The organism is Staphylococcus succinus (genome assembly GCF_029024945.1).
GTDB classification, from domain to species: Bacteria; Bacillota; Bacilli; order Staphylococcales; family Staphylococcaceae; genus Staphylococcus; species Staphylococcus succinus.
The window spans coordinates 905,451-928,120 of the sequence record NZ_CP118976.1; the positions used below are offsets into that span (position 1 = coordinate 905,451).

Sequence of the window (22,670 nt, forward strand, 5' to 3'; positions counted from 1 at the left end):
AAACATCATTCAATTTATCATTATAATCGGTAAATTCACTAAATTTTTTTCATAATTAATAACATCCCCAAAAATAGATAGAGAAATAACTGTAAAACATTCCCTTAATAATAAGTTACAAAAACCGTGAGCCCCTCCCAAGCTCACGGTTTTTATTATGCTATTATTTATATAAATGTGGTCTTAAGTTTTTAAAGACAGGTATTGCTTCACGTTGTGCTGTGACTTCATCTAAATCTAATGAACATGATAAATGGTCAGGTTTATCTTTTAATTGTGCAATAATTTCACCATTTGGATTAATTACAAGAGAATGTCCTGCATATTGAGTCTTTCCATCATCGCCACAACCATTACAAGCTACAACATATATATCATTTTCAATTGCACGTGCTTTTAAAAGGGCGATCCAATGATCTACTCTTACTTCAGGCCATTGAGCAACGTAAAACACAATTTGTGCTTCCTTTCTAGCGGGATAGCGTAGTAATTCGGGAAAGCGGAGGTCGTAACATATAATTTGTGTTACTTTTGCTCCATTAGATAAGGTGAATGCTTCGGGCACAGCATTTCCAGCAGATAAATAACTAGGTTCATTGAGCATTGGTACAAGGTGGACTTTATTATAGCTATTGATCAAATAACCATTTCTTGATACTGCAAAAGCAGTGTTATAAATATCGCCTTTTAAATTATTTGATACAGATCCTGCAATGACATCGACTTTATATTGGATAGCGAGTTTGGAAATAAATTCAAAACTTCTTGATAATTGATTATCTGATAATTCTTTTAATTGGGGTAGGGCATAACCATTGTTCCACATTTCTGGTAAGACTACGATATCTGTTTCTGACGTGACATATTCTGCAAACCAATTTGTAATTGTTTCTTCATTTAAAGAAACATTGGCTGGTTCAACTTTAAATTGAAATATTTCTATATTCATCTCTATCGCCCCTTAGCTTAGTGTTAGGACAAATATACTAGATATAAATGTATAATTCAAAATTAATATAAGATTTTTTAAATAGTTCAATTCAATCATAAGTAACAAATAATAAAACTGTCGATAATGAAAGGGTCATTATCGACAGTTTTATTTTGATTTATAAATGATTATTTAGCTATATTAATTATTTTCTAACTAAAAAGCGTTTGCTTACATCATGAAATTCTTTATCGCCAGCTTCTTCACGAATATTCCCGAAAGGCATTTGTGCTACTAATTTCCATGTGTTAGGAATTTCGAAAGTTTCAGTTACAGCTGCGTCAACTAATGGATTATAGTGTTGTAATGATGCCCCTACGCCTTCAGTACTCAAAGCAGTCCAAATTGCAAATTGGTGCATTGCATTTGTTTGGCTTGACCAAATAGCAAAATTCTCAGCATAATTAGGCATTTGATTCTGTAAACCTTCAATTACTTCTTGATCTTCAAAGTAGAGGATTGTGCCGTGTGAATGTTTGAAGTTATCAATTTTATCAGAAGTAGGTTGGAAATCACGGTCATCGCCCATAACTTTTTTCAGTTCATCTTTAGCAATGTTCCAAAATTTATTATGGTTATCATTTAATAACAATACGATTCTTGTTGATTGAGAGTTAAATGAAGACGGTACGTGTTTGATTGCATGCTCTATAATGCTTTCTACCTCATTGTCAGAAATTGAAATATCTTGATCTAAGCTATAGATTGTACGTCTTGATTCTATTGCATTTTGAAAAGTAGTTAAGCTACTTGTATTTTTACTAAAAAGTCCCATTGTGAAAACTCCTTCTTAATCTAATTTATATATCAAGTATAATAATTATATTCGAGTTTGTAAATAGGGTTTTACATAAAATTTCAAAAAGGTTAATATTATCTTTCAAAACCTTACTTTTAATGAAAAAAACTACGATTTCTAATATACTAAGTTATGATAGTGAAAAATTCTTTTAGGAGGTGAGTGTATGAAAAATTATATTTCACATAAATTGATAGTTTCCAGCTTTGCATTTGCTTTAAGTGCAACCTTAGTATCCAAACCAACACATGCTGCAGGTGAGCAATTGGATAATCAGCTGCAAAATAATTCAAGGACTAATAGCGAAATAAATGATAATCAAGAGACTTCAAATATATTGAATGATGATACTAACCAAGATATGCAACAAAAAGTGAATAGCTCAGGGATAAATCATCCAAGATTGGTTGAAGATCCAGCTCAAGTGGTATCTGCAGTGAGTGGTAGTGATAAAACGAAAAATATAACAGATACCTCACAATCTAATGATACGGATCAAGATAACAGCGATGGAACCGAGGAACCAACGCAACCAGATAATCGAAGCGATGATGGAGCAGGAGACACTTCACAACCCGATGATACGGATCAAGACAATAGCGATGGAACTGAGGAGCCAACGCAACCAGATAATCCAAGCGATGATGGAGCAGGAGACACTTCACAACCCGATGATACGAATCAAGACAACAGTGATGGAACCGAGAAACCAACAGAACCAGATAAACCAAGTGATGGCGGAACCGAGGAGCCAACAGAACCAGATAATCCGAGTGATGATGGAACAGGAGACACTTCAAAGCCCGACGATACGGATCAAGACAATAGCGACGGAACTGAGAAACCAACAGAACCAGATAATCCGAGTGATGGCGGAACAGGAGACACTTCAAAGCCCGATGACACGAATCAAGATAATAGCGATGGAGCCGAGGAACCAACGGAGCCAGATAACCCGAGTGATGATGGAGCAGGAGACACTTCAAAGCCCGATGACACGAATCAAGATAATAGCGATGGAGCCGAGGAACCAACGGAGCCAGATAACCCGAGTGATGATGGAGCAGGAGACACTTCAAAGCCCGATGATACGGATCAAGATAACAGTGATGGAACCGAGGAACCAACACAACCAGATAAACCGAGCGATGATGGAGCAGGAGACACTTCAAAGCCCGATGATACGGATCAAAACAACAGTGATGGAACCGAGGAACCAACGGAGCCAGATAAACCGAGCGATGATGGAACAGGAGACACTTCACAACCCGATGATACGGGTCAAGACAACAGTGATGGAACCGAGAAACCAACAGAACCAGATAAACCAAGTGATGGCGGAACAGGAGAGCCAACACAACCAGATAAACCGAGCGATGATGGAGCAGGAGACACTTCAAAGCCCGATGATACGGATCAAAACAACAGTGATGGAACCGAGGAACCAACGGAGCCAGATAACCCGAGCGATGATGGAACAGGAGACACTTCACAACCCGATGATACGGGTCAAGACAACAGTGATGGAACCGAGAAACCAACAGAACCAGATAAACCAAGTGATGGCGGAACAGGAGAGCCAACGCAACCAGATAACCCGAGCGATGATGGGGTAGGAGACACTTCACAACCCGATGATTCAAATAAAACTACATCATCAGGTAGTACAAATCAAAACAATAGCGCCCCAAATAATCCGACAGAGCTAAATCAATCAGATGATAGTAAAAGTAATACAGGAGGGCATGCTACCGAACCTACCAACACAAGCAGTAGTATACTAGCCAATCCAATAGAATCATCCAAGTCTAATAAGTCAATGGGGTCTTCAAATTCATTAACAACTATTAAACCAAGTGAAAGTGCTACTCATGAGTCAAACACTACAGAAAAGACAAAATCGTCTCAAACTATTGATAACAATGAGAATGACCAAAATCTTAGTAGCAATGAACATAGTAATGCATCCACGCAATATGTTTCAGGGAATAATGAGGATAATATCACTTATAGTGATTTAGCTGTAAATGATGAAGAAAAGAACGAGGACTCAGATGATGGACAATTGATTAGTAGATTTAATCAAATGTCAGTAGGGTCTTTTAAATATAATCCATTTGTATTAAATCAAGTAAGGCAGTTAAATAATAATGTAGACAAAGTATCAGATAAAGATATTTCAGCGATTTTAAGAAAACAAGATTTTGCTGATAATTCTTATTTAAATAAGTTACAAAAAGATACGAATTATTTTAAGTTCCAATATTTTAATCCTTTAAAGTCTAGTGACTATTATAAGAACTTAGATAAACAAGTTTTAGCATTAATTACAGGAGATATTGGAACGATGCCGGATTTGAAAAAACCAGAAGGTAAAGCTTTAACTGGTAAATACGAATATCATTCTAGTAGCAATGAAGAGATGACCCATACAAAAGAAAAAGAAGCCTCAGATACCATTGATATAAAATTTGAGAGAACCTTATTTGCGCTAATGACAGCAATGATTATGATATTTATAGGTATGGTTGTTGGTTATTTTGTACATCGTAAAAATAAAAAGTAGTAATACTAAATTTGGATTGAAGAATCATCTAAAATAATAAAAAGGCAGTGCTCATTTACTAATGAGCACTGCCTTTTATAGTCTATCCATATCCATATTAATAAAGGAAATGAAGAATAAAAGAAGCTGATTCTTGTAGCTCTTTTATTTTTTCAGGTCCAAGGAAGACTTGTATAATAACTACAAACCCATTTTGCATTATATGTACAAGGATTGGAACCCAGATTCGCTTAGTATAGGTATATAAAGCAGCAAAGATGAAGCCCATACCAAAGTAAATCATGAAGAATGAAGGATCACCATGAGCAGCGCTAAAGATAATTGAACTTACAATTGCAGCTACAAGGAAACGTAAAGTTTTATTCCCCTTCATAATATTATATAATTCTCCGAAGATTACCTTCCTAAAGACAAATTCCTCTAAAATAGGTCCAACAATTGAAATTAAAATAATAAATATAGGTATTTCATTTGCTACCTTCATTAATCTTTCAGTGTTAGGACTTTTATTAGGCGCACCAAATACGTACATGTTGATTACGCCAGCAACAACTTGGTAAATCATTACGATAACATAACCTATAATTGCCCAAAGAATAACATACCGTTTTTTCTCTTTGGGTTGTTGTTCTAAACGTGTAGGATTAGCTATGAAATTATTTATAATAATAATGATAACTGCTGCAATAATAAATAATGCTACTTGCGCGTAAATATTAGCAAAGAGAAGCTCTTTGCCAGTAAAATTGTTAAATAAACCTGCCATTTGTATGAAAGCAACACCAAATTGTGCAAGTCCGTAAATAATTAATGTCAAAATGGACACCCATATACGAGACATAATGAACCTCCAAAAATTAGATTATAATTTATTTTATCGTAAAACTGCTCGGTACACAAAATTTAGTTCAATAGTTTTAACTTGAAATATTGACCAAATTTGATTATTATAGAAAGTAGATTAGCACTCACAATCTTTAAGTGCTAAAAGATTTACTATTTTAAGGAGGAACATTCAATGTTAAAGCCATTAGGTAGTCGAGTAGTTATTCAGAAAACAGAACAAGAGCAAACAACAAAAAGTGGTATCGTTTTAACGGATAGCGCTAAAGAAAAATCTAACGAAGGTACTATAATTGCAGTAGGTGCAGGTCGTACTCTAGAAGATGGTTCTCGAATTGCTCCTGAAGTAAAAGAAGGCGACAAAGTAGTATTCCAACAGTTTGCTGGTACAGAAGTTAAACGTGGAGACGAAACATACTTAATCGTTAATGATGACGATATATTAGCAGTTATTGAAGCATAATAAAATTTAAAATAAACATATAATAATACGAACATGATGGAGGTAAAAATAATATGGCAAAAGATTTAAAATTTTCCGAAGACGCACGTCAATCCATGTTAAGAGGTGTTGATAAATTAGCTAACGCCGTGAAGGTAACAATTGGACCAAAAGGACGTAATGTTGTATTAGATAAAGAGTATACGTCACCACTTATTACAAACGATGGTGTTACTATTGCAAAAGAAATCGAATTAGAAGACCCTTATGAAAATATGGGTGCCAAACTAGTTCAAGAAGTTGCAAATAAAACAAATGAAATTGCTGGCGATGGTACTACAACAGCTACCGTTCTTGCTCAAGCTATGATTCAAGAAGGCTTGAAAAACGTAACGAGTGGCGCAAACCCAGTAGGATTACGTCAAGGTATTGATAAAGCTGTAGACGTAGCAATCGATGCATTACATGAAATTTCTCAAAAAGTTGATAATAAAAATGAAATCGCACAAGTTGGCGCAATTTCTGCAGCGGATGAAGAAATTGGTAAATACATTTCAGAAGCGATGGAAAAAGTTGGCAACGATGGTGTCATTACAATTGAAGAATCTAGTGGATTTAATACTGAATTAGAAGTCGTTGAAGGTATGCAATTTGATCGTGGTTATCAGTCACCATACATGGTCACAGATTCAGATAAAATGGTAGCTGAACTTGAAAGACCATATATTTTAATTACTGATAAGAAAATTTCTTCTTTCCAAGACATTCTTCCATTATTAGAACAAGTTGTTCAAGCAAGTAGACCGATCTTAATTGTTGCAGATGATGTAGAAGGAGATGCACTTACTAACATCGTGCTTAACCGTATGCGTGGTACATTTACAGCAGTTGCTGTTAAGGCACCTGGATTTGGAGATCGTCGTAAGGCAATGTTAGAAGATTTAGCCATCTTAACTGGTGCACAAGTTATTACTGATGACTTAGGATTAGAGTTAAAAGATGCAACAATTGATATGTTAGGTACTTCAAATAAAGCTGAAATTACTAAAGATAATACAACAATTGTAGATGGTAATGGTGACCAAAATAGTATTGATGCACGTGTGAGTCAAATCAAATCACAAATTGAAGAGACTGATTCTGAATTCGATAAAGAAAAATTACAAGAACGTTTAGCGAAACTCGCTGGTGGTGTTGCAGTAATTAAAGTTGGTGCAGCGAGCGAAACAGAATTGAAAGAACGTAAATTACGTATTGAAGATGCTTTGAATTCTACTAGAGCAGCAGTTGAAGAAGGTATTGTTGCCGGCGGTGGTACAGCACTTATGAATATTTACGACAAGGTTGCACAAATCGATGCTGAAGGCGATGTTGCTACAGGTATTAATATCGTATTAAAAGCATTAGAAGCACCTGTTCGCCAAATTGCTGAAAATGCTGGTCTGGAAGGATCTATCATTGTTGAAAGACTTAAAAATGCAGAAGTTAACGTTGGTTTCAATGCCGCTACAAATGAGTGGGGCAATATGTTAGAAGCAGGAATTGTTGATCCTACTAAAGTTACGCGTTCTTCATTACAACATGCAGCAAGCGTTGCCGCAATGTTCTTAACAACTGAAGCAGTTGTAGCTCGCATTCCAGAAGAAACTAACAACGAGGCACAAGCAGGTGGCATGGGCGGTATGCCAGGGATGATGTAATTTTACGTCACAAACCAAACATAGAACAATTATTAATATTTCATTATGGTAAGCTCCTCGCTATATTAAATATAGTGAGGAGCTTACTTGATGGTTTTATAACGTTTTCATATTCAAAAGAAATTTATATCTAATTTATTAAAAAATAAGTATATCAATAAGTGAATAATAAATATTAATATAGGGTAGAGATGGAATAGTCTTTGCTACATAGATGCTGTGATGTGAATCGTTTTAAACTTTGAAAACGAAAGGGAGCTAAATTATGACAAATAAATCAGTTTATGAGGTTATCGATTCAGGTATAAATTATATTATTACGGGATACGACAACTGGAATAATGAACAAGTACTTGATGATAAAATAGACGCTTTTCCAAATACGATCCATTGGCAATATGGTCACGTTTTAACAATATTTGAAACAGTTCTATCATTATGCGAACAAAATGAAGTGGATGTAGCAAAATATACAAAACTATTTGGTTATGGTTCGTCTCCAGATAAGTGGGGAGATGCAGATATTCCGAGTGTTGACGAAATATTTACTCACCTTAAAACATTAGGTGAACGTGCAAGAAAATTAACTGATCAGCAGTTAGAAGCAGAACTTACAGAAACTATAGCTGGTTGTAGTACATTAGATGAACTATTGGTTTTAAATGCCATTCATATTCCTATACATGCTGGTAAAATAGAAGAAATGTCACGTTTGTTAAGACAACAACAATAATAAAAATAAAAGAGATGGGTCACCTGAATTTAGGCGATCCATCTCTTTTATTTGTGCATAAAGTAAAATATAGTAATTAATTTTGTAAATCTGCAATAGCTTTGGCAATAGTATCAAAGACATGTGGAATATCGTCTTTTTCTACACAACTAAAGGCAATACGTATATCTGTAGCATTAAGTGCGATAATCCCAATAGAGTATTGATCAATGAGGTGTTTACGTAATTGTTCTGGATCTACATCTTTAACTTGTAAAGCCATGAAATAACCTGAATTGAAGTCATAGGGCTGCCAAAACTGTGCATATTTATCATCATAAACGACAGCTTTTGTTACTTCATATCTTGCTTGTAATGTGTCTATATTTTGTTGGATTTCTTTATTAAATGTTTCACTATGTTCTAATACATATTTTACTGCGCTTTGAGAAGGCATAGGCCCGCTTGAAATATTACTACGAATCATACCTTTGACTTTGGCTTCTAGCACTTGTTTTGTTATTTCATTGTTTACGCCGAAAGTGATGAAACCTACGCGTAATCCCCAAGCAAAAAATTCTTTAGTTGCACCATCTAAACGGATAGGCAAGATATTGTCTAAGTGTAAGTTTGTTAAAGCCGTAAATAAAGACTGTGTATATACATCTTCATAGAATAAGCCATAATAAGCATCATCGACTAATGCAATTACGTTTGTACCACGTTCTGCAAGTGATTTAATAGCATTAACAATTGTTGTAACTTCATCTTGAGTAGGTGTATAACCCGTAGGATTATTTGGATAGTTTAATATTAAGATAACTTTATCTTTTTTATAATTTTCTAAAGTATTGACTAATGCTTCAGTCGTAAAGTGACCTTCTTCATCAAAAATATCGTATGTTTCGATTTCAGCATTATGTCTAGTACTATAAACAAGTTTGTAATTACCCCAGTTATGAGTAGGTAATAATAATGTATCACCACTATCAACGAACATATCGCCAACTAATGATAAACCATGAGTTAAAGCATTTGTAAGAATAGGTCTAGTCATATCTTTTTTATCTAAATCTGGATTTTCTTTTAGCATTTTTTGTTGCCATAAATCGCGCAGGGGTTCAATACCTTGTGGTGGTGCATAAGGGAAGATATCGTCAGGCTCTAAATGGTTAAACATATCATTTAAAGTATTGGCATACATCTTACTATCACTGTAAGTTGCCATACCAATTGTTGCATTATATTGTGTAGATTTTGCTTCTGCAGATTGAGATAATATACCTTTTGGATAGTACATTAATTTGCCAAGATCTGATAGCATATCTGCAACCTCTGGATTTGATTTAGATAACTGTTCATTTAAATCTAAAGCTAATGGATTCATAGTTGGTCAGCCTCTCTTTACTTATTGATATACTTATATTATCTCTAAATTGATTAAATTTAAAGTCTTGGCTGTATTTTAAAGTGAATTTGTAAAAAATGAATATTTTTACCGAACATACGTTCTGTTTTATGTTAGAATATAAACAGGCCATCCAATCCCTACATGGTACTTTTTTCTGTGGGAGGTGTAGTATGAATACGTGGTGGCAAGAAATGATTACAACTTTGGTGACAGGTAGCTTACTTGTGGTATTCCGTGTTTGGTTAGAAATAAAATGGAAAGACAAATAGGTGGCCTTACACAAAAAAACCCCAAGTCTGATGACGCAGACTTGGGGTTGTGTAGTATAATCCGTGGATACATAAATAATTTTATCATCAAAAATAAAAGTCTGCAAACATAATATTTTATTGTATTAAATAGAAATTGAGAGGAGATAGTCATACCATCACTTTTAGAAATTGAAGTCGAAGTTTGATACAATGATATTGTTCGAGGTGAAGGAAATGAAACATTTAACAAAAATATTTGTGATCATAGCATTGATATCGTTTGTCGTTGGTTATTATTTACAGGCTACTGGTCATGAAAGTTCTGGCATAAAATTGTTGATTGCAGCAATTATGTTTATGATTTGTGCGTTTATAAATAGAAATAATAATAGACGTCAAAGAAATAATCAGCAAAAAAAATAAAATTTTAAAACAATGCTCTAAGTGAGGTAGCTAAATATTATACCTTAATTAGAGCATTGTTTTTTATTATGAATCATAATTATAGTAGTGAAATGCATTAAAAAATGATTTTTAACTGTGGACTATAATGTTACATGGGGTTTACAAGACTGTATATATTGTATATATTGTATATATACAGCTGTGAAGGAGGACGTCCATGAAAATACTTCTGAAAAATAGTAGCGAAAGCCCTATTTATGAACAGATAAAACAACAAATTAAAGAGAATATTTTAAAAGGTTATGTGGCGCCAGGTGAAGATTTACCATCAATGAGAGAACTCGCTCAAGACCTAAGTGTAAGTGTGATTACTACTAAACGGGCGTATGAAGATTTAGAAAAAGACGGATTTGTTTATACAATTAGAGGTAAAGGTACTTATGTAAAAGAACAAGATAGTGCAATATTGAAAGAAAAACAATTTATAGTGATTGAATCATTAGCTAAGTCAATGAGTAACGAAGCTAAGTCAATAGATATGCCACTATGTGAGTTGCAAGAAATTTTAGCAATAATCTATGAGGAGGACACTGAATGAATGCAATAGAATTAAATGCTATAACATATCGGCGTAAAGCATTCGAACTGAATGATATCAGTTTTCGTGTTCCTCAAGGATTTGTAACAGGGTTTATTGGTTCCAATGGAGTTGGTAAAACAACAATAATTAGAATGATAATGGATTTAATTGAACCAGAAAATGGTGAAATTCTAATTTTTAATGAAACAATGAAAGATAATGCAGTTGATATAAAAAATAAGATAGGATTTATCTATTCTGATTTATATTTGAATGATAAATGGACAATTAAAAAGGCTGAGTCATATATTGCTCCTTTTTATAGTCATTGGAATCATGCGCTGTTTTTAGATTATCTTGAAAAGTTTAATTTACCTTATAAAAGAAAGATAAAAACATTTTCTACAGGTATGAAAATGAAGTTATCTATTGCTATTGCTTTTAGTCATAACGCTAAATTATTCATATTAGATGAGCCAACATCAGGTTTAGACCCAATTGTCAGAAATGAAGTATTAGATATAATCCAAAAAGAGCTTATCGATGAAAATAAATCCGTATTCATTTCAACACATATTATTTCTGATTTAGAAAAGATTGCAGATTACTTAGTTTATATTAAAAATGGTGAAATTGTATTAAATGAATTTTTAGATGATATCCTTAATAAATTTAAAGTCGTTAAAGGTGATCCACAGCATTTGGATGATGAATTAAAGCAATTAACGTATTATTTAGAAGAACATAAAACAGGATATATTGCTCTAACAGAACATGCGAATGTATTTAGTGAGATTTTTGGTGGCAGCGTTACAATAACTAAACCAACCATTGAGGATTTAATGGTTTATCTTGAAAAAGGTACGCACAAGTACAATCACCAAATCGATGAATCTTAACAACAGGAGGATATTAGATGAAAAATTTACTTATTAGAAATTTTAAATTACGTAAGTGGACCATTATTTTATATGCAATTTTGTTAATTATTTCTCCATTACAATTAGTGATAGACAATAATAATACTTTCACACAAACACTGTATGCTTCTGTTGCTATGATTTTACTTTTTGTATCGTTATTAGATTCTGGTCATGTATTTCGCTTTTACAGCAAATTAGGGCATAAGCATACGTATGATTTTTTTGGAAGTCTTCCGGTCTCTAAAAAAGCATTGTTAAATGCAAACTATTTAACGATACTCATTTTTACTATAGTAGGTGCAAGTATTTTATCTTTATATAATATGCCAAATTCTGATATAGCAAAGAACACGATTAATATTAGTTTTACTTTACCTTTTTCTTATATAACTTTAAATTTTCTAGCAGTGCCTATTGCATTTAAACGGTACACGGAACAAAAATCTGAGTATATCTCTTTTTTAACTTATTTACTTGTTATGCTTATACTTATACCCTTTGCTATAGTGCTGATATTGATTGGTATATCGGAACTATATGATTATCATTTTGTAAATTCAAATTACTTTGAGAACAGTCTTAATTACGGATTTTTAGCAGTGAGTATTATCTTTTTTGTATCTAATTATTTTATTCAATATAACAAACTCAATAAATACTAAAAGGAGGCGCATTTATGCAATTACAAGATATTACGAAAACGTTTGGTAATAATAATGTTTTAAATCATATCGATTTTGATTTTGGAAAAAGCCGTATCGTAGGATTAATTGGAAAAAATGGTGTCGGAAAAACAACTTTAATGAAAGTAATGAATGGAAATATCGTCAATTATAAAGGTGAAGTGAAATTAGGAAACAAAGAAAATGTAGGTTATCTCATTGAACATCCTAAACTTTACGATAATAAATCCGGTTTATATAATTTAAAATTGTTTTCTCATGTTTTAGGTAAAGGGTTTGATAAAAAGTATACAGATTATATTATTGATGCTTTTGGTATGAGACCTTATATTAAAAAGAAAGTTAAGAAATACTCAATGGGGATGAAACAGAAATTGGCAATTGCTGTTTCTTTAATGAATAAACCTAAATACTTAATACTAGATGAGCCTACAAATGGAATGGATCCGGATGGTTCAATAGATGTATTGAAAACAATTGAGACTTTAGTAAAAGATTTGGATATGAAAATTTTAATTTCTAGTCACAAACTTGAGGATATTGAATTAATTTGTGATAGAGCAGTGTTTTTAAGTGATGGTAATTTTGTTCAAGATGTTGATATGCGTGAAGGGACGCCAACGGATTCTACAATTTTAATTGTCGCAAAGAAAGACTTTGAAAAGTCATTAGAGTATTTAAGTCAAGCGTTTGAGGTTATTCAATCTGAACAAGCGAGTGGAGAAATTATTTTGACAGCACAAAAGAATTATCAAAAGATACTAAAAGGTTTAGCAAATATAGAAGTATTTCCTGAATTTATTGAGACGCGTAAAAGTTCATTACGTGATACGTATTTCAATATTAATAAGAAAGGTGGCCAATAATGAATAGTTTACAGCTTGTTAAATATGATATGTATAGCATTATAAAAAGTCCGTTAACTTATTTAGCGTTACTTTTAACGATTGCGCCGTTAATTGGTTTTACAGTATTATTTGTTCAACAATCAGATGAAATGAATGGTAATATTTTGCTTTCTGCAGGAAGTTGGTTCTTTTCACTTATGGGCTTACTTTTTGTAATTAAAACTATTACACGTGACATTTCACAAGGTACGCTTCAACTATATATGAATAAAAAATCTAATCGTGTAGGTTATATTATCGCAAAAGTTATCTCAATCATATTAATCGCCCTAATAGTCACTACTATACTTACAGCTTTTGTACTTATCGTACAAGGCATCGTTGATGGTGAAAATGTAAAAACTGAAAAGTTCTTTGATTTACTATGGTTCTTCATACTTTTCCATCTGTTTTATGGGCTATTATTGTATTTATTTGCATTAATTGTTCCTAAAACAGCGCTTATATTTACATTGGGAATTTTCTTAGTATTAATCGTGCCTTTTGCTGAACCATTCTTGCCGATGATTCCTAAAATTGGTGACAACATTCAAGATTCATTGAAGTATGTGCCATTTAGCTATTTAACATCGAAAACGACATCCAGTGATTATACATTTACGCATTGGCAATGGTTCATAACTGTAGCTTCGATTGTAGTATTATTCATCATTAATTTATTCTATGTTACGAAGAAAGATATATAAATTAAAAACGTATGAATTGTCGGTTAATCACCGAAATTCATACGTTTTTCTTATTTTACAATTAGTTTATCTAAAATTGAATCATATACATATTTCCACATTTGAGAATCTGTTTGGTAACGATTGCTGATAATTGTATGAGCCTCGGCAGCTTTATCTTCATAAGCAGGATCATCTTTTTGAGGCAAATCAGAGCGCGTTTCTTCTACAAAATGTTGCACTTGTCTTGCACGTGGACCCCAAACCGTTTCTTGTTCAAAATCATCATTTAGAAAAACAAAAATCGGTATTGATCTAGCAGTGCCATTTGTTAAATATTGATCTATTAAATCAGTGTTCTCATCACGATGGAAGACACGAACTTCTAAATTTAAACTCTCTGAAATATGCTTTAAAATAGGGACGTTCATCATGGCATCCCCACACCAATCTTCTGTGATAACAAGCACTTTACTGTAATTTAATGATTTTATTTTTTCAAGACGGTCATCATCTTGTGGTAAAGAGAAAGAATGATATATCGCTTCTAAATTCTCTTTATTTTCAGTCATAGCTGCAATATATTGATCAAGCGGTTGACTGTTTTTGAAATAAGTTTCTAGACTTGTCATAGTGTTTCCCCCTTTAATGTATTAGATATTATTATATCAATAAATTAATATGAAAGAAAATTATTAATACTTATAAAAGTAATATGTTTTTAAGTTCATAGTTTAGAGATGAAAGTGGATTTACCCTATGCTATATTTAGTTATGAATAATGGAGAGTGATGACAACATTGAAAATACATAAGATAATTTTAATCATAGGATTGAGTATGGTGGTGCTGATAGGTCTAGGCGCATGGGTTAGTATCCATTATGCTATATCTGATCGTTCGACTAACTTATCTTCATTGACAGTCAATCGCCAAAAAATTGGGGATAAACTAGATAAAGATGAATATATAGTGGATGAAGCTATGATTACAAAAAAGTACAGAGCGTATTATAGAAAAGAATATCCTGATTTAATTTTTATTGTTAAGAAGAAAAATTCGGAAATTGTGGGTATTACATTAATTCATGACAGAGGTATTCGTACTAATTTTAATGCTACGATAGAAGGACCTATCGAAAATGTAATCGATAAATTAGGTCGTGATTATAAGGAAAAACAACTGCATAATGGTTTTAAATCTATAAATTTTCTGGATAAAGATAATAAAATAAAGTTATCTATCATTTGCAAACATGATAAAATAAAGAGAATTGAATTATATAAGAAATAAAAATTTAAAAATGACATTCCCATGAGGCGTGTCATTTTTAAATTTACATAAATGTTCAAAAACGAATTAAATTGTGAATGGCGGTAGATATTTTGGATAAAATCACTTTTTTAAATGAACTAGAACAGGAACTAGACAATTTACCAAGAAGTGAACGAGATAAAGTGATGTATGAATATGAAGAATATTTTTTTGATCAAGAAAGTGAAGGGAAAAATGAGTATCAAATCATAGGCGCACTTGAATCTCCTAAAAAAATTGGAAAAGAAATTACGGCCAAAAATGCTATTGCTTCTGCAGAATATCGACCTAATGTTAGAACAATTGTTAGAGCTATAATGGCTTCTTTAGGCATGGGGATATTGTCATTACTTATCATTTTAATACCTATGATATTTGTGGGAATATTTATGTTTATTTTATTATTATTTTCTTTGTTTTTAACACTTAGCCCTGTTTTATTGATTATTAATGGCTTTTTTAATAATAATTTTAGTTTTGCTATTAGTAACTACTTATTCGCAATTTCTTATACTGGTTTAGGTATTGTCCTGTTTGTTTTCATTGCCAAGCTAGCGAAATTCGTCTACAGATTGATATTAAAATATTTACGTTGGAATATCAAAACGATTAGAGGGAGTGCAGTCGAATGAAGAAATTATTCATAGGTGGTTTAGTATTATTTATCACATGCTTTCTTTTAGGATGCCTGACTTGGTTTAGTTTTGAAAAACAAAATAATCAACTTAACTACGTAAATAAAACATTTGATAATGACAATATTAGTAATTTGAAAATAGATAGTCAAAATAGTGTTATTGAAGTTAAAAAAGGCGATAAATTTTCAGTTCACTATACTGGAAAAAAGAATGTAGATGTTACTAAGGAAAAAAAGAGTTTAATAATCCAGCAAAATAGTAATACTAAAGATCACTATGGTTTGAATTTTAATCCATTTAGAAGAGCTAATAGTAAAATGATAGTGACGGTGCCTGAAAAGAAAATTAATGAATTAGTTTTATCTAGTCAAATCAATTCTATCTCTGTAGATGATGTAGATATGAAATCAGCTAAATTTTTAATGACTGATTCGGGTGGAGCGAGCGTTAAAATCGACAATAGTAACATAGATCAATTCTATTATAGAGGCGTAAATTCTCCAGTTCATTTGACGAATGATAAAATACAAAATGCTAATATTAAAATAAAAAATGAAGACATAACTGTAAATGATTCACTTATTGAAAAATCTGTGTTATTAGCAAATAAAGGTGACATTAATTTGAGTAAGATGAATATCGAGTCTGATTTCAAAGCTTCTACGCAAGATGGTGATATACAAATGACGTACAACAAAGCCCCTCAAAATACGTTGTTGAAATTAAATCCTGAAAAAGGGAAAGCCGTGATTAATAATAAGCATTTTGAAGATGACAAAGTAGGTAATGGTGATAATGATTTGGAGTTTTATACAAGTCATGGTGATATTCATATTGATTAAAGTGAAATTTCTACTGATATTTAGAACCTAAGATGACAGCTACAATGTTATCTTAGGTTCTTTTGGTATGTGTGTAGTATTAATGAGTAGCAAATGTTAAGTCTGTATCAATTTGACCTTCTAGAGATGTGATATTTAAAGGTTGGCCTTCTAACCATTTGCCAAAATTAATTTGAGTCGGTGTTTTATTTTCACCTAATGCGATATGTGTAGTTAATGATTGCGGTTCGTACATACTAGTATGAATTGTTCCAGACCAACTTTTAAATAATTTACTGTATATTTCAAATTCTGGATTATTGAATAATTCAAAGGCACTCATTTTGTCTATTGAAGCAGGTGTTTTTTTTAATAGTCTTCTCAAACGCTCTTTAGATTCTTTAGTATAATTTCTATTTTCATGTGTTAATAATTTAAAGTGATTTGTACATGTACGATCGTAACGCACATCAATCGTACGGGGAGACACCTCAATGATTGCATGGTTCAAATGTTTATCCATGACAATATAGCTAAAAGAACTTCTATGAGGGATTTCTTTTAGTAGTTGAATGACTTCTGGCACGTCTTTACAATATTGTAAAATAAGCCTGCCAATCATATAACATACAAATCCATCACCAGGATGCTTTCTATGCATAAAATTATATCCCATTGATAGACCCGCTTCATTCATTCCATCCATTCTACCAGTAACTCGAGAAGTAGGGCCAATTTGTGCTAATCCACCATCATTGGGCTGAAATAATAAATAGCGGCCATCATATGTTGCAGGATGATAGTCATAATTACGTATCATATAATCTTGTCCTAAAAAAACGGTGCAACCACTATTTTTTAATGGTGTGAAACGATAGTGAGCAAAGTTAAGAATCATTTGACTGGTTGGTAAATTAAGAACTTCTTGCATACCTTGAAGTTCTTCCCAAATTTGTGGGGCGTATGCTTGAAAAATATCGTAAGTCTCTTTGATATGAATATCAAAACGTGGCATACGCTTCTTCCATTCTTTTTCTCTATTTTTGAGTAAAGGTGTTTGTTGTAACCATTCGCCTGTTTTTACTCCCAAATCAAAATGAGAACCTCGATGTGTTAAGATATCTGAATTAACTGTTTGCATATTTAAAATCTCCTGTTTTTCTGAATCTTACATAAATGTAACTTTATTGTAACTCTATGTTAATTGTAATGTACATGGTAAGTCGTTATTATAAGGATAACATCAGCGAGTAACTAATAAAATTACTTTATTGAGGTGATTATTATGTCAAATTATTATAGTTCTTTTAAAGACGCAGTATCTTCTTGGTGGGGTAAATGATATATAATATGTGAAGCGGCTAATACTTAATTATATTAGTCGCTTTTTTATATGACTATATATAACTACAACTGGAGATTTTTAATAGTTTTGTGATATCAATAAATATGTATATTTGTCTATTGATTAGTATTAAGCTGATACTTATAGAGTGAATTTCAAAATTATATGTATTTGTACAATTATGACATAAAATTACTTTTGTATTATTTAAGAATAAAATGATGAAAAGTGGGTATATATTTATTGATGCTTTTAAATATGCTATCATTAATATAGATATTGTTAATAATTTATTGAGGTGAAACAGAATGTGGAATTTTATTAAAGGTTTAGTTAAATTTGTATTCGGTACAATCCTTACTGTGTCATTAGTAGCAGGAATTGGTGCAGTAGCATTTGCTTATATTTTCAAAAAAGATTTTGAAGATATTGAAAGCAAAACAAAAGAGATTGTCTCAGATATCGAAACAAATAATTAATTGATTGATAGAACACTTAAAAGTGTTCTATTTTTTTTAGTCGCCGTTCAACGAAGTTGTTACGGCGACTTATGCAGTCGAAGAGACTGCGACCCGAAAAGAGTGCAACGAAGTTGTTACGGCGACTAAAAATTAAATCGTTAATAAATAACCCAAGCTAATATTTTTACTGAATATTGTCTTGAGTTATTTTAGTGATATCTAACAAAGACAATTGAATAGATGAGTTATCACTAATATTGCGGCCCTTTAGAATCATATGAGTCATATCGATGTGTTTGACTTGAACCAACATGGTTTCTAACCAACCAGATTGATAATATTCAATATGAACATATTGCTCAGTATGTAAAGCTTGGTGAAGTTGGAAGTTGAGCTCGTTTAATTGATCATCAGACAAAGTTGGACGGCCAATTTTATTTTGATCTATTATAAATTGTTGAATCGTCTCAAATTGTTCTGGTAACGTCGCAAAGGGAGCCCATTTGATTTTTCCACGTCCTTTAGGAATTCTAGGATTTAAATACTCGCTAGGAATCTTTCTATAATCTGTTTCATACTTATATTCATCTGGAGCATTAGGATTTGGCATCATAAAAATCACCTCACTCTCAATATAGAACATACGTTCCCGTTTTTCAAGTGATAATAAAAAAAGACTATCTAGTTGAATAATACACCCCTCTAAAATTAGACACTTTAAATATAAAAAGTGAACTATAATCAGAGGAGTGTATTTTTATGACTAGAAATAAAATGCCTGTAGAAAAATGCATGAAAATAGTTGAAGATATTATTAATGAAAATATTATTAATGAAAATATATCTATATATAATGCAGCAAAAAATAATGAAGTTTCTAGTGTTACATGACAAGAGTGGGTAAGAATAGATAAAGTTTATAGTGTAGAAGGATTAAAACTGTTTAGCAAAAGAACTAAATATTCTTCTGAGCTTAAAGCAATTGCAATAGAAAATGTTTTAGAGCGAATATTCCACCGTATAAACTTGTGAAAAAGTATAAAATTAGCTCTATATCAGTTTTGAAGTTGTGTTAAAGAATTATAATAAAATAAAATCTAAAAAGCGCACTGAAAAAGGACTTTCTACTATGAAAAAAGTGATTGAATAACATATTAATAAATGTTAATATGTTATTCATATTAGATATAGATAATATGAGGTGGATTAAATGCATGACATTGAGTTAAAAGCACATTTTATACATGGTCTTTCTAATAAAGCACGTTTGACCATATTAGAGTTGCTTAAATCGAATGAAATGACTGTCAATGAGATTGTTAAACAATCTCAAATAAGTCAATCTAGTATTTCTCAACATTTAGCTTGTCTCAAAGGGTGCGGTTTGGTTAATTCTAGACAAGAAGGTAAATACGTTTATTACCAAATAAAAAACAATCAAATTTTAGAACTGCTTAAACTTATTGATTCTGTAGTTGAAAATACTGAAGATGATATTCAAAGTTGCCAGCATCATACTATATAACGAAAGAAGATGACTTAAATGAGTACTAATTGCTGTAATAATAAAGCTGAATCCAATACTTGTTGCACAAGTAACTCAGTTAACGAAAACAAGTGTTGTGGTAATGAGCCTAAGGTAGCAAATCAAAATGACAAATGCTGTACAAATAACGGTGAAAGCATCGATTCAACTCATAACATTTCATGTAATGCTATGAGTAATAGTTCTGAAGAAGACGATGAAGTAGCCACCCCATTTTCAAATTATAATTTTAAAGTAACAGGTATGGATTGTAGTTCATGTGCAATAACCATTGAAAAAGCATTAAGACCTTTAGACGATGTAACTAACCCTAAAGTTAATTTTTCTACAAGTAAATTAAGTGTTGGACTAAAATCTCAAAGTAGTATTAATCAAGTGACTCAAATACTAAAAAAATTGGGTTATGGTATCGAAGAAAATGATAGCAATCAAAACTATACAACATTTTCAATAGAAGGTATGGATTGTGGTAGTTGTGCTAAAAGTATTGAAAAACATTTGAACAATTTACCCTATGTAAATGACACACAAGTTAGTTTTTCAACTGGAAAAATGCAGATTGATTTTGAAGGCAATCAAACTAAAAATATTGAAAAAGAAGTTTCTAAAATCGGTTATTCTGCTACATTACAATCCAGTAATAAAAATAATAATACGAAGTGGCATTTGTTTAGTAAGCCTATTATATCAACACTATTTCTTATTCTCGGTATTGTTTCATCTATGGTATCATTACCCATCTGGCTAACTAATTTGATGTATATCATTGCTATTGTAGTCAGTGGTATAAAACCCTTAAAAAGTGGCTATTATGCTATTAAATCTAAGAGTTTAGATATGAATGTTTTAATGTCTGTAGCTGTTATTGGTGCCATATTAATTGGTGAGTTTTTTGAAGGCGCAATCGTCGTTTTACTATTTACTATTGGCACTTTATTACAAACTATTTCTATAGATAAAACAAGAAATTCTATTCAATCGTTAATGGATATTACACCAACAGAAGCAAACGTTGTAACAGAAAGAGGAATCATTTCAAAAAACTTAAAAAACATTAGTGTTGGAGAAATTTTACTTGTAAAACCAGGCGATCGAATACCATTAGACGGTACGATTATAGAAGGATATTCAAGTTTAAATCAGGCACCTATAACTGGTGAATCTATTCCTGTAGACAAAACGATAAATGAAGAAACTTATGCAGGTTCTATTAATGAAAACGGCACTTTAAAAATACGTGTTTCAAGATTAGTTAAAGATACCACGCTATCTAAAATCATTCATATGGTTGAAGAAGCACAAGAAAATAAAGCACCTACACAAGCTTTTATTGACCGATTTTCTGAAATTTATACACCTATTGTATTCATTTTAGCATTATTAGTAATGGTAGTCCCTCCTATTTTTTCTTTAGGAACATGGGGAGAATGGTTTTATAAAGGTCTTGAACTGCTTGTTATAGCATGTCCATGTGCACTAGTTATTTCTACTCCTGTAGCTATTGTTACGGGTATTGGCAGCGCAGCAAAAAAAGGTGTACTTATCAAAGGTGGCAATCATTTGGAAACTTTAGGTACACTATCAGCTTTAGCATTTGATAAAACTGGAACGCTGACTGAAGGACGCCCAAAAGTTTCAGACATTAAAACAATCGAATCTGACAAAGAAATGTTTTTGGATATTGCGCTAAGTTTAGAAGCATACTCAACGCATCCAATTAGCAATGCAATTGTCGACTATGTCTCTCAATTTAAATCCATAACATACGATGTTACTGATTTTGAAAATATTGTTGGACGAGGTGTTAAAGGTAAAATAGACCATAATAATATTTATGCTGGAAACATAAAGTTAATAGAATCTATTAATGAAAATATTGAGAATTATAAAGATGAAATATATTCATACGAGCAACAAGGATACACAATTATTATTATTGCATCATCAGATAAAATCTATGGTTTTATTACTGTTGAAGATCCATTACGATCGGATATCAATCAAACAATACAACAATTAAATGGAGCTAATATTAAAAACACTATAATGCTTACAGGTGATAATAAAGGAACTGCTCATAAAATAGCACAACTTTCAGGTATCAAAGAGGTTTATGCTGAGTTAATGCCTGAAGATAAATTATCAGCTATCAGAGACTTACAAAACAAAGGCTATCGTGTAGGTATGATTGGAGATGGTATCAATGATGCTCCTGCTTTAGCACAAAGCGAAGTAGGTATTGCAATGGGTGGTATTGGATCAGATACTGCAATGGAAACAGCAGATGTAGTATTAATGTCAGATAATATAAATCAGCTAACAGATACTATCTCTATTAGTAAGAAAGTTAAGAATATAATTAAACAAAATATATATTTTTCAATTATTATTAAAATAATTGCCTTTATCTTAGTATTTCCTGGATTATTAACACTTTGGTTAGCCGTATTAAGCGATACAGGTGCAGCAATATTAGTTATATTAAATTCATTGCGCTTATTAAAAACTAAGTAAAAAACTTATAATGAAAAAGTTTTGTATATATAGTTATAAAGTAGTTTGAATATAGTAAAATTAACTATAACAAAAGCTAGAACAGTGAGGATTGTTCTAGCTTTTATATTTTCTTATGTATTAAGTGAAATTATTTTCAATATAGCAATTTAA

25 protein-coding genes are annotated in these 22,670 nt (G+C 31.8%); 18 read left to right on the plus strand and 7 right to left on the minus strand.

Annotated elements, in window-relative coordinates:
- Positions 1 to 163: 163 nt before the first annotated feature.
- Entirely contained in the window at positions 164 to 949 is a 786-nt protein-coding gene (locus PYW31_RS04220; protein WP_046838136.1) for a carbon-nitrogen family hydrolase, read from the minus strand.
- 187 nt (positions 950 to 1,136) lie between these two features.
- Entirely contained in the window at positions 1,137 to 1,766 is a 630-nt protein-coding gene (locus PYW31_RS04225) for a nitroreductase family protein (protein ID WP_046838137.1), read from the minus strand.
- A 190-nt stretch (positions 1,767 to 1,956) separates the two neighbouring features.
- On the opposite strand from PYW31_RS04225, the gene PYW31_RS04230 reads away from it, so the two are divergent.
- Positions 1,957 to 4,356, plus strand: coding sequence for an SdrH family protein (locus PYW31_RS04230; RefSeq protein WP_063410333.1), 2,400 nt, complete (start codon positions 1,957 to 1,959; stop codon positions 4,354 to 4,356).
- 97 nt (positions 4,357 to 4,453) lie between these two features.
- On the opposite strand, the gene mroQ is transcribed toward PYW31_RS04230, so the two are convergent.
- Complete coding sequence (gene mroQ, locus PYW31_RS04235; protein ID WP_046837553.1) at positions 4,454 to 5,197, minus strand: intramembrane glutamic endopeptidase MroQ; 744 nt, start codon at positions 5,195 to 5,197, stop codon at positions 4,454 to 4,456.
- A 177-nt stretch (positions 5,198 to 5,374) separates the two neighbouring features.
- Here mroQ and groES point away from each other — a divergent pair, with 177 nt between their 5' ends.
- From groES to PYW31_RS04250, 3 genes are all read left to right on the plus strand, one after another.
- Positions 5,375 to 5,662, plus strand: a complete 288-nt coding sequence (groES, locus tag PYW31_RS04240) for a co-chaperone GroES (protein WP_046837554.1) — start codon at positions 5,375 to 5,377, stop codon at positions 5,660 to 5,662.
- A 53-nt stretch (positions 5,663 to 5,715) separates the two neighbouring features.
- A complete protein-coding gene (gene groL, locus PYW31_RS04245; RefSeq protein WP_046837555.1) occupies positions 5,716 to 7,341 on the plus strand; it encodes a chaperonin GroEL in 1,626 nt (541 codons plus the stop codon).
- Between the two features lie 265 nt (positions 7,342 to 7,606).
- Positions 7,607 to 8,074, plus strand: a complete 468-nt coding sequence (locus PYW31_RS04250) for a DinB family protein (protein ID WP_046837556.1) — start codon at positions 7,607 to 7,609, stop codon at positions 8,072 to 8,074.
- A gap of 76 nt (positions 8,075 to 8,150) precedes the next feature.
- Here PYW31_RS04250 and PYW31_RS04255 read toward each other — a convergent pair whose 3' ends face one another.
- The gene (locus PYW31_RS04255) at positions 8,151 to 9,440 is read right to left on the minus strand and encodes an aminotransferase class I/II-fold pyridoxal phosphate-dependent enzyme (protein WP_046837557.1); all 1,290 of its coding nucleotides are present in this window, start codon (positions 9,438 to 9,440) and stop codon (positions 8,151 to 8,153) included.
- A 194-nt stretch (positions 9,441 to 9,634) separates the two neighbouring features.
- On the opposite strand from PYW31_RS04255, the gene PYW31_RS04260 reads away from it, so the two are divergent.
- The 7 genes from PYW31_RS04260 (at position 9,635) to pmtD (ending at position 13,900) form a co-directional block, all read left to right on the plus strand.
- Complete coding sequence (locus tag PYW31_RS04260; protein ID WP_226956541.1) at positions 9,635 to 9,733, plus strand: Trp-rich small protein; 99 nt, start codon at positions 9,635 to 9,637, stop codon at positions 9,731 to 9,733.
- Between the two features lie 216 nt (positions 9,734 to 9,949).
- Positions 9,950 to 10,138: an SE1626 family protein gene (locus tag PYW31_RS04265; protein ID WP_046837558.1), complete on the plus strand. Its 189-nt coding sequence runs from the start codon at positions 9,950 to 9,952 to the stop codon at positions 10,136 to 10,138.
- Positions 10,139 to 10,337: 199 nt separating this feature from the next.
- Positions 10,338 to 10,718, plus strand: a complete 381-nt coding sequence (gene pmtR, locus PYW31_RS04270) for a PSM export ABC transporter transcriptional regulator PmtR (RefSeq protein ID WP_046837559.1) — start codon at positions 10,338 to 10,340, stop codon at positions 10,716 to 10,718.
- Positions 10,715 to 11,599, plus strand: a complete 885-nt coding sequence (pmtA, locus tag PYW31_RS04275; protein ID WP_046837560.1) for a phenol-soluble modulin export ABC transporter ATP-binding protein PmtA — start codon at positions 10,715 to 10,717, stop codon at positions 11,597 to 11,599. The genes pmtR and pmtA overlap by 4 nt, the downstream gene beginning before the upstream one ends.
- A gap of 17 nt (positions 11,600 to 11,616) precedes the next feature.
- On the plus strand, positions 11,617 to 12,285 hold the full coding sequence (pmtB, locus tag PYW31_RS04280; RefSeq protein WP_046837561.1) for a phenol-soluble modulin export ABC transporter permease subunit PmtB: 669 nt from the start codon (positions 11,617 to 11,619) through the stop codon (positions 12,283 to 12,285).
- A 14-nt stretch (positions 12,286 to 12,299) separates the two neighbouring features.
- The gene (pmtC, locus tag PYW31_RS04285) at positions 12,300 to 13,172 is read left to right on the plus strand and encodes a phenol-soluble modulin export ABC transporter ATP-binding protein PmtC (RefSeq protein WP_046837562.1); all 873 of its coding nucleotides are present in this window, start codon (positions 12,300 to 12,302) and stop codon (positions 13,170 to 13,172) included.
- Positions 13,172 to 13,900: a phenol-soluble modulin export ABC transporter permease subunit PmtD gene (gene pmtD / locus PYW31_RS04290; protein WP_046837563.1), complete on the plus strand. Its 729-nt coding sequence runs from the start codon at positions 13,172 to 13,174 to the stop codon at positions 13,898 to 13,900. The genes pmtC and pmtD overlap by 1 nt, the downstream gene beginning before the upstream one ends.
- A 50-nt stretch (positions 13,901 to 13,950) precedes the next feature.
- Here the strand turns inward: pmtD and PYW31_RS04295 are convergent, their stop codons facing one another.
- Positions 13,951 to 14,511, minus strand: coding sequence for a thioredoxin family protein (locus tag PYW31_RS04295; RefSeq protein WP_046837564.1), 561 nt, complete (start codon positions 14,509 to 14,511; stop codon positions 13,951 to 13,953).
- 207 nt (positions 14,512 to 14,718) lie between these two features.
- Here PYW31_RS04295 and PYW31_RS04300 point away from each other — a divergent pair, with 207 nt between their 5' ends.
- The 3 genes from PYW31_RS04300 to PYW31_RS04310 all read left to right on the plus strand — a co-directional run bounded on the left by PYW31_RS04300 (position 14,719) and on the right by PYW31_RS04310 (position 16,672).
- Positions 14,719 to 15,171, plus strand: coding sequence for a hypothetical protein (locus tag PYW31_RS04300; RefSeq protein WP_141768369.1), 453 nt, complete (start codon positions 14,719 to 14,721; stop codon positions 15,169 to 15,171).
- A gap of 92 nt (positions 15,172 to 15,263) precedes the next feature.
- Positions 15,264 to 15,824, plus strand: coding sequence for an HAAS signaling domain-containing protein (locus PYW31_RS04305; protein WP_046837566.1), 561 nt, complete (start codon positions 15,264 to 15,266; stop codon positions 15,822 to 15,824).
- The gene (locus PYW31_RS04310) at positions 15,821 to 16,672 is read left to right on the plus strand and encodes a DUF4097 family beta strand repeat-containing protein (protein ID WP_046837567.1); all 852 of its coding nucleotides are present in this window, start codon (positions 15,821 to 15,823) and stop codon (positions 16,670 to 16,672) included. Before PYW31_RS04305 ends, PYW31_RS04310 begins: the two co-directional genes overlap by 4 nt.
- Positions 16,673 to 16,751: 79 nt before the next feature.
- Here the strand turns inward: PYW31_RS04310 and PYW31_RS04315 are convergent, their stop codons facing one another.
- Positions 16,752 to 17,792 carry a C45 family autoproteolytic acyltransferase/hydrolase gene (locus PYW31_RS04315; RefSeq protein ID WP_046837568.1) on the minus strand — a complete coding sequence of 347 codons (1,041 nt, stop codon included), beginning with the start codon at positions 17,790 to 17,792 and terminating at the stop codon, positions 16,752 to 16,754.
- A gap of 512 nt (positions 17,793 to 18,304) precedes the next feature.
- Here PYW31_RS04315 and PYW31_RS04320 point away from each other — a divergent pair.
- Positions 18,305 to 18,475, plus strand: coding sequence for a hypothetical protein (locus PYW31_RS04320; RefSeq protein WP_101118286.1), 171 nt, complete (start codon positions 18,305 to 18,307; stop codon positions 18,473 to 18,475).
- A 166-nt stretch (positions 18,476 to 18,641) separates the two neighbouring features.
- Here PYW31_RS04320 and PYW31_RS04325 read toward each other — a convergent pair whose 3' ends face one another.
- Entirely contained in the window at positions 18,642 to 19,070 is a 429-nt protein-coding gene (locus PYW31_RS04325; protein ID WP_046837569.1) for a YolD-like family protein, read from the minus strand.
- A 146-nt stretch (positions 19,071 to 19,216) separates the two neighbouring features.
- Between PYW31_RS04325 and PYW31_RS04330 the strand changes: the two genes are divergently transcribed.
- The 3 genes from PYW31_RS04330 to PYW31_RS04340 all read left to right on the plus strand — a co-directional run bounded on the left by PYW31_RS04330 (position 19,217) and on the right by PYW31_RS04340 (position 22,517).
- Positions 19,217 to 19,348 carry a hypothetical protein gene (locus PYW31_RS04330; RefSeq protein ID WP_268777934.1) on the plus strand — a complete coding sequence of 44 codons (132 nt, stop codon included), beginning with the start codon at positions 19,217 to 19,219 and terminating at the stop codon, positions 19,346 to 19,348.
- Between the two features lie 319 nt (positions 19,349 to 19,667).
- Positions 19,668 to 19,982, plus strand: coding sequence for an ArsR/SmtB family transcription factor (locus tag PYW31_RS04335; protein WP_046837570.1), 315 nt, complete (start codon positions 19,668 to 19,670; stop codon positions 19,980 to 19,982).
- 18 nt (positions 19,983 to 20,000) lie between these two features.
- Positions 20,001 to 22,517 carry a heavy metal translocating P-type ATPase gene (locus PYW31_RS04340; protein ID WP_046837571.1) on the plus strand — a complete coding sequence of 839 codons (2,517 nt, stop codon included), beginning with the start codon at positions 20,001 to 20,003 and terminating at the stop codon, positions 22,515 to 22,517.
- Positions 22,518 to 22,670 lie beyond the last annotated feature (153 nt).

Bases quoted from the DNA above. Each gene is read 5' to 3' on its own strand.
- PYW31_RS04220 (WP_046838136.1), bottom strand. From the start codon at position 949: ATGAATATAGAAATATTTCAATTTAAAGTTGAACCAGCCAATGTTTCT.
- PYW31_RS04225 (WP_046838137.1), bottom strand. From the start codon at position 1,766: ATGGGACTTTTTAGTAAAAATACAAGTAGCTTAACTACTTTTCAAAAT.
- PYW31_RS04230 (WP_063410333.1), top strand. From the start codon at position 1,957: ATGAAAAATTATATTTCACATAAATTGATAGTTTCCAGCTTTGCATTT.
- mroQ (WP_046837553.1), bottom strand. From the start codon at position 5,197: ATGTCTCGTATATGGGTGTCCATTTTGACATTAATTATTTACGGACTT.
- groES (WP_046837554.1), top strand. From the start codon at position 5,375: ATGTTAAAGCCATTAGGTAGTCGAGTAGTTATTCAGAAAACAGAACAA.
- groL (WP_046837555.1), top strand. From the start codon at position 5,716: ATGGCAAAAGATTTAAAATTTTCCGAAGACGCACGTCAATCCATGTTA.
- PYW31_RS04250 (WP_046837556.1), top strand. From the start codon at position 7,607: ATGACAAATAAATCAGTTTATGAGGTTATCGATTCAGGTATAAATTAT.
- PYW31_RS04255 (WP_046837557.1), bottom strand. From the start codon at position 9,440: ATGAATCCATTAGCTTTAGATTTAAATGAACAGTTATCTAAATCAAAT.
- PYW31_RS04260 (WP_226956541.1), top strand. From the start codon at position 9,635: ATGAATACGTGGTGGCAAGAAATGATTACAACTTTGGTGACAGGTAGC.
- PYW31_RS04265 (WP_046837558.1), top strand. From the start codon at position 9,950: ATGAAACATTTAACAAAAATATTTGTGATCATAGCATTGATATCGTTT.
- pmtR (WP_046837559.1), top strand. From the start codon at position 10,338: ATGAAAATACTTCTGAAAAATAGTAGCGAAAGCCCTATTTATGAACAG.
- pmtA (WP_046837560.1), top strand. From the start codon at position 10,715: ATGAATGCAATAGAATTAAATGCTATAACATATCGGCGTAAAGCATTC.
- pmtB (WP_046837561.1), top strand. From the start codon at position 11,617: ATGAAAAATTTACTTATTAGAAATTTTAAATTACGTAAGTGGACCATT.
- pmtC (WP_046837562.1), top strand. From the start codon at position 12,300: ATGCAATTACAAGATATTACGAAAACGTTTGGTAATAATAATGTTTTA.
- pmtD (WP_046837563.1), top strand. From the start codon at position 13,172: ATGAATAGTTTACAGCTTGTTAAATATGATATGTATAGCATTATAAAA.
- PYW31_RS04295 (WP_046837564.1), bottom strand. From the start codon at position 14,511: ATGACAAGTCTAGAAACTTATTTCAAAAACAGTCAACCGCTTGATCAA.
- PYW31_RS04300 (WP_141768369.1), top strand. From the start codon at position 14,719: ATGGTGGTGCTGATAGGTCTAGGCGCATGGGTTAGTATCCATTATGCT.
- PYW31_RS04310 (WP_046837567.1), top strand. From the start codon at position 15,821: ATGAAGAAATTATTCATAGGTGGTTTAGTATTATTTATCACATGCTTT.
- PYW31_RS04315 (WP_046837568.1), bottom strand. From the start codon at position 17,792: ATGCAAACAGTTAATTCAGATATCTTAACACATCGAGGTTCTCATTTT.
- PYW31_RS04320 (WP_101118286.1), top strand. From the start codon at position 18,305: ATGTGGAATTTTATTAAAGGTTTAGTTAAATTTGTATTCGGTACAATC.
- PYW31_RS04325 (WP_046837569.1), bottom strand. From the start codon at position 19,070: ATGATGCCAAATCCTAATGCTCCAGATGAATATAAGTATGAAACAGAT.
- PYW31_RS04330 (WP_268777934.1), top strand. From the start codon at position 19,217: ATGACTAGAAATAAAATGCCTGTAGAAAAATGCATGAAAATAGTTGAA.
- PYW31_RS04335 (WP_046837570.1), top strand. From the start codon at position 19,668: ATGCATGACATTGAGTTAAAAGCACATTTTATACATGGTCTTTCTAAT.
- PYW31_RS04340 (WP_046837571.1), top strand. From the start codon at position 20,001: ATGAGTACTAATTGCTGTAATAATAAAGCTGAATCCAATACTTGTTGC.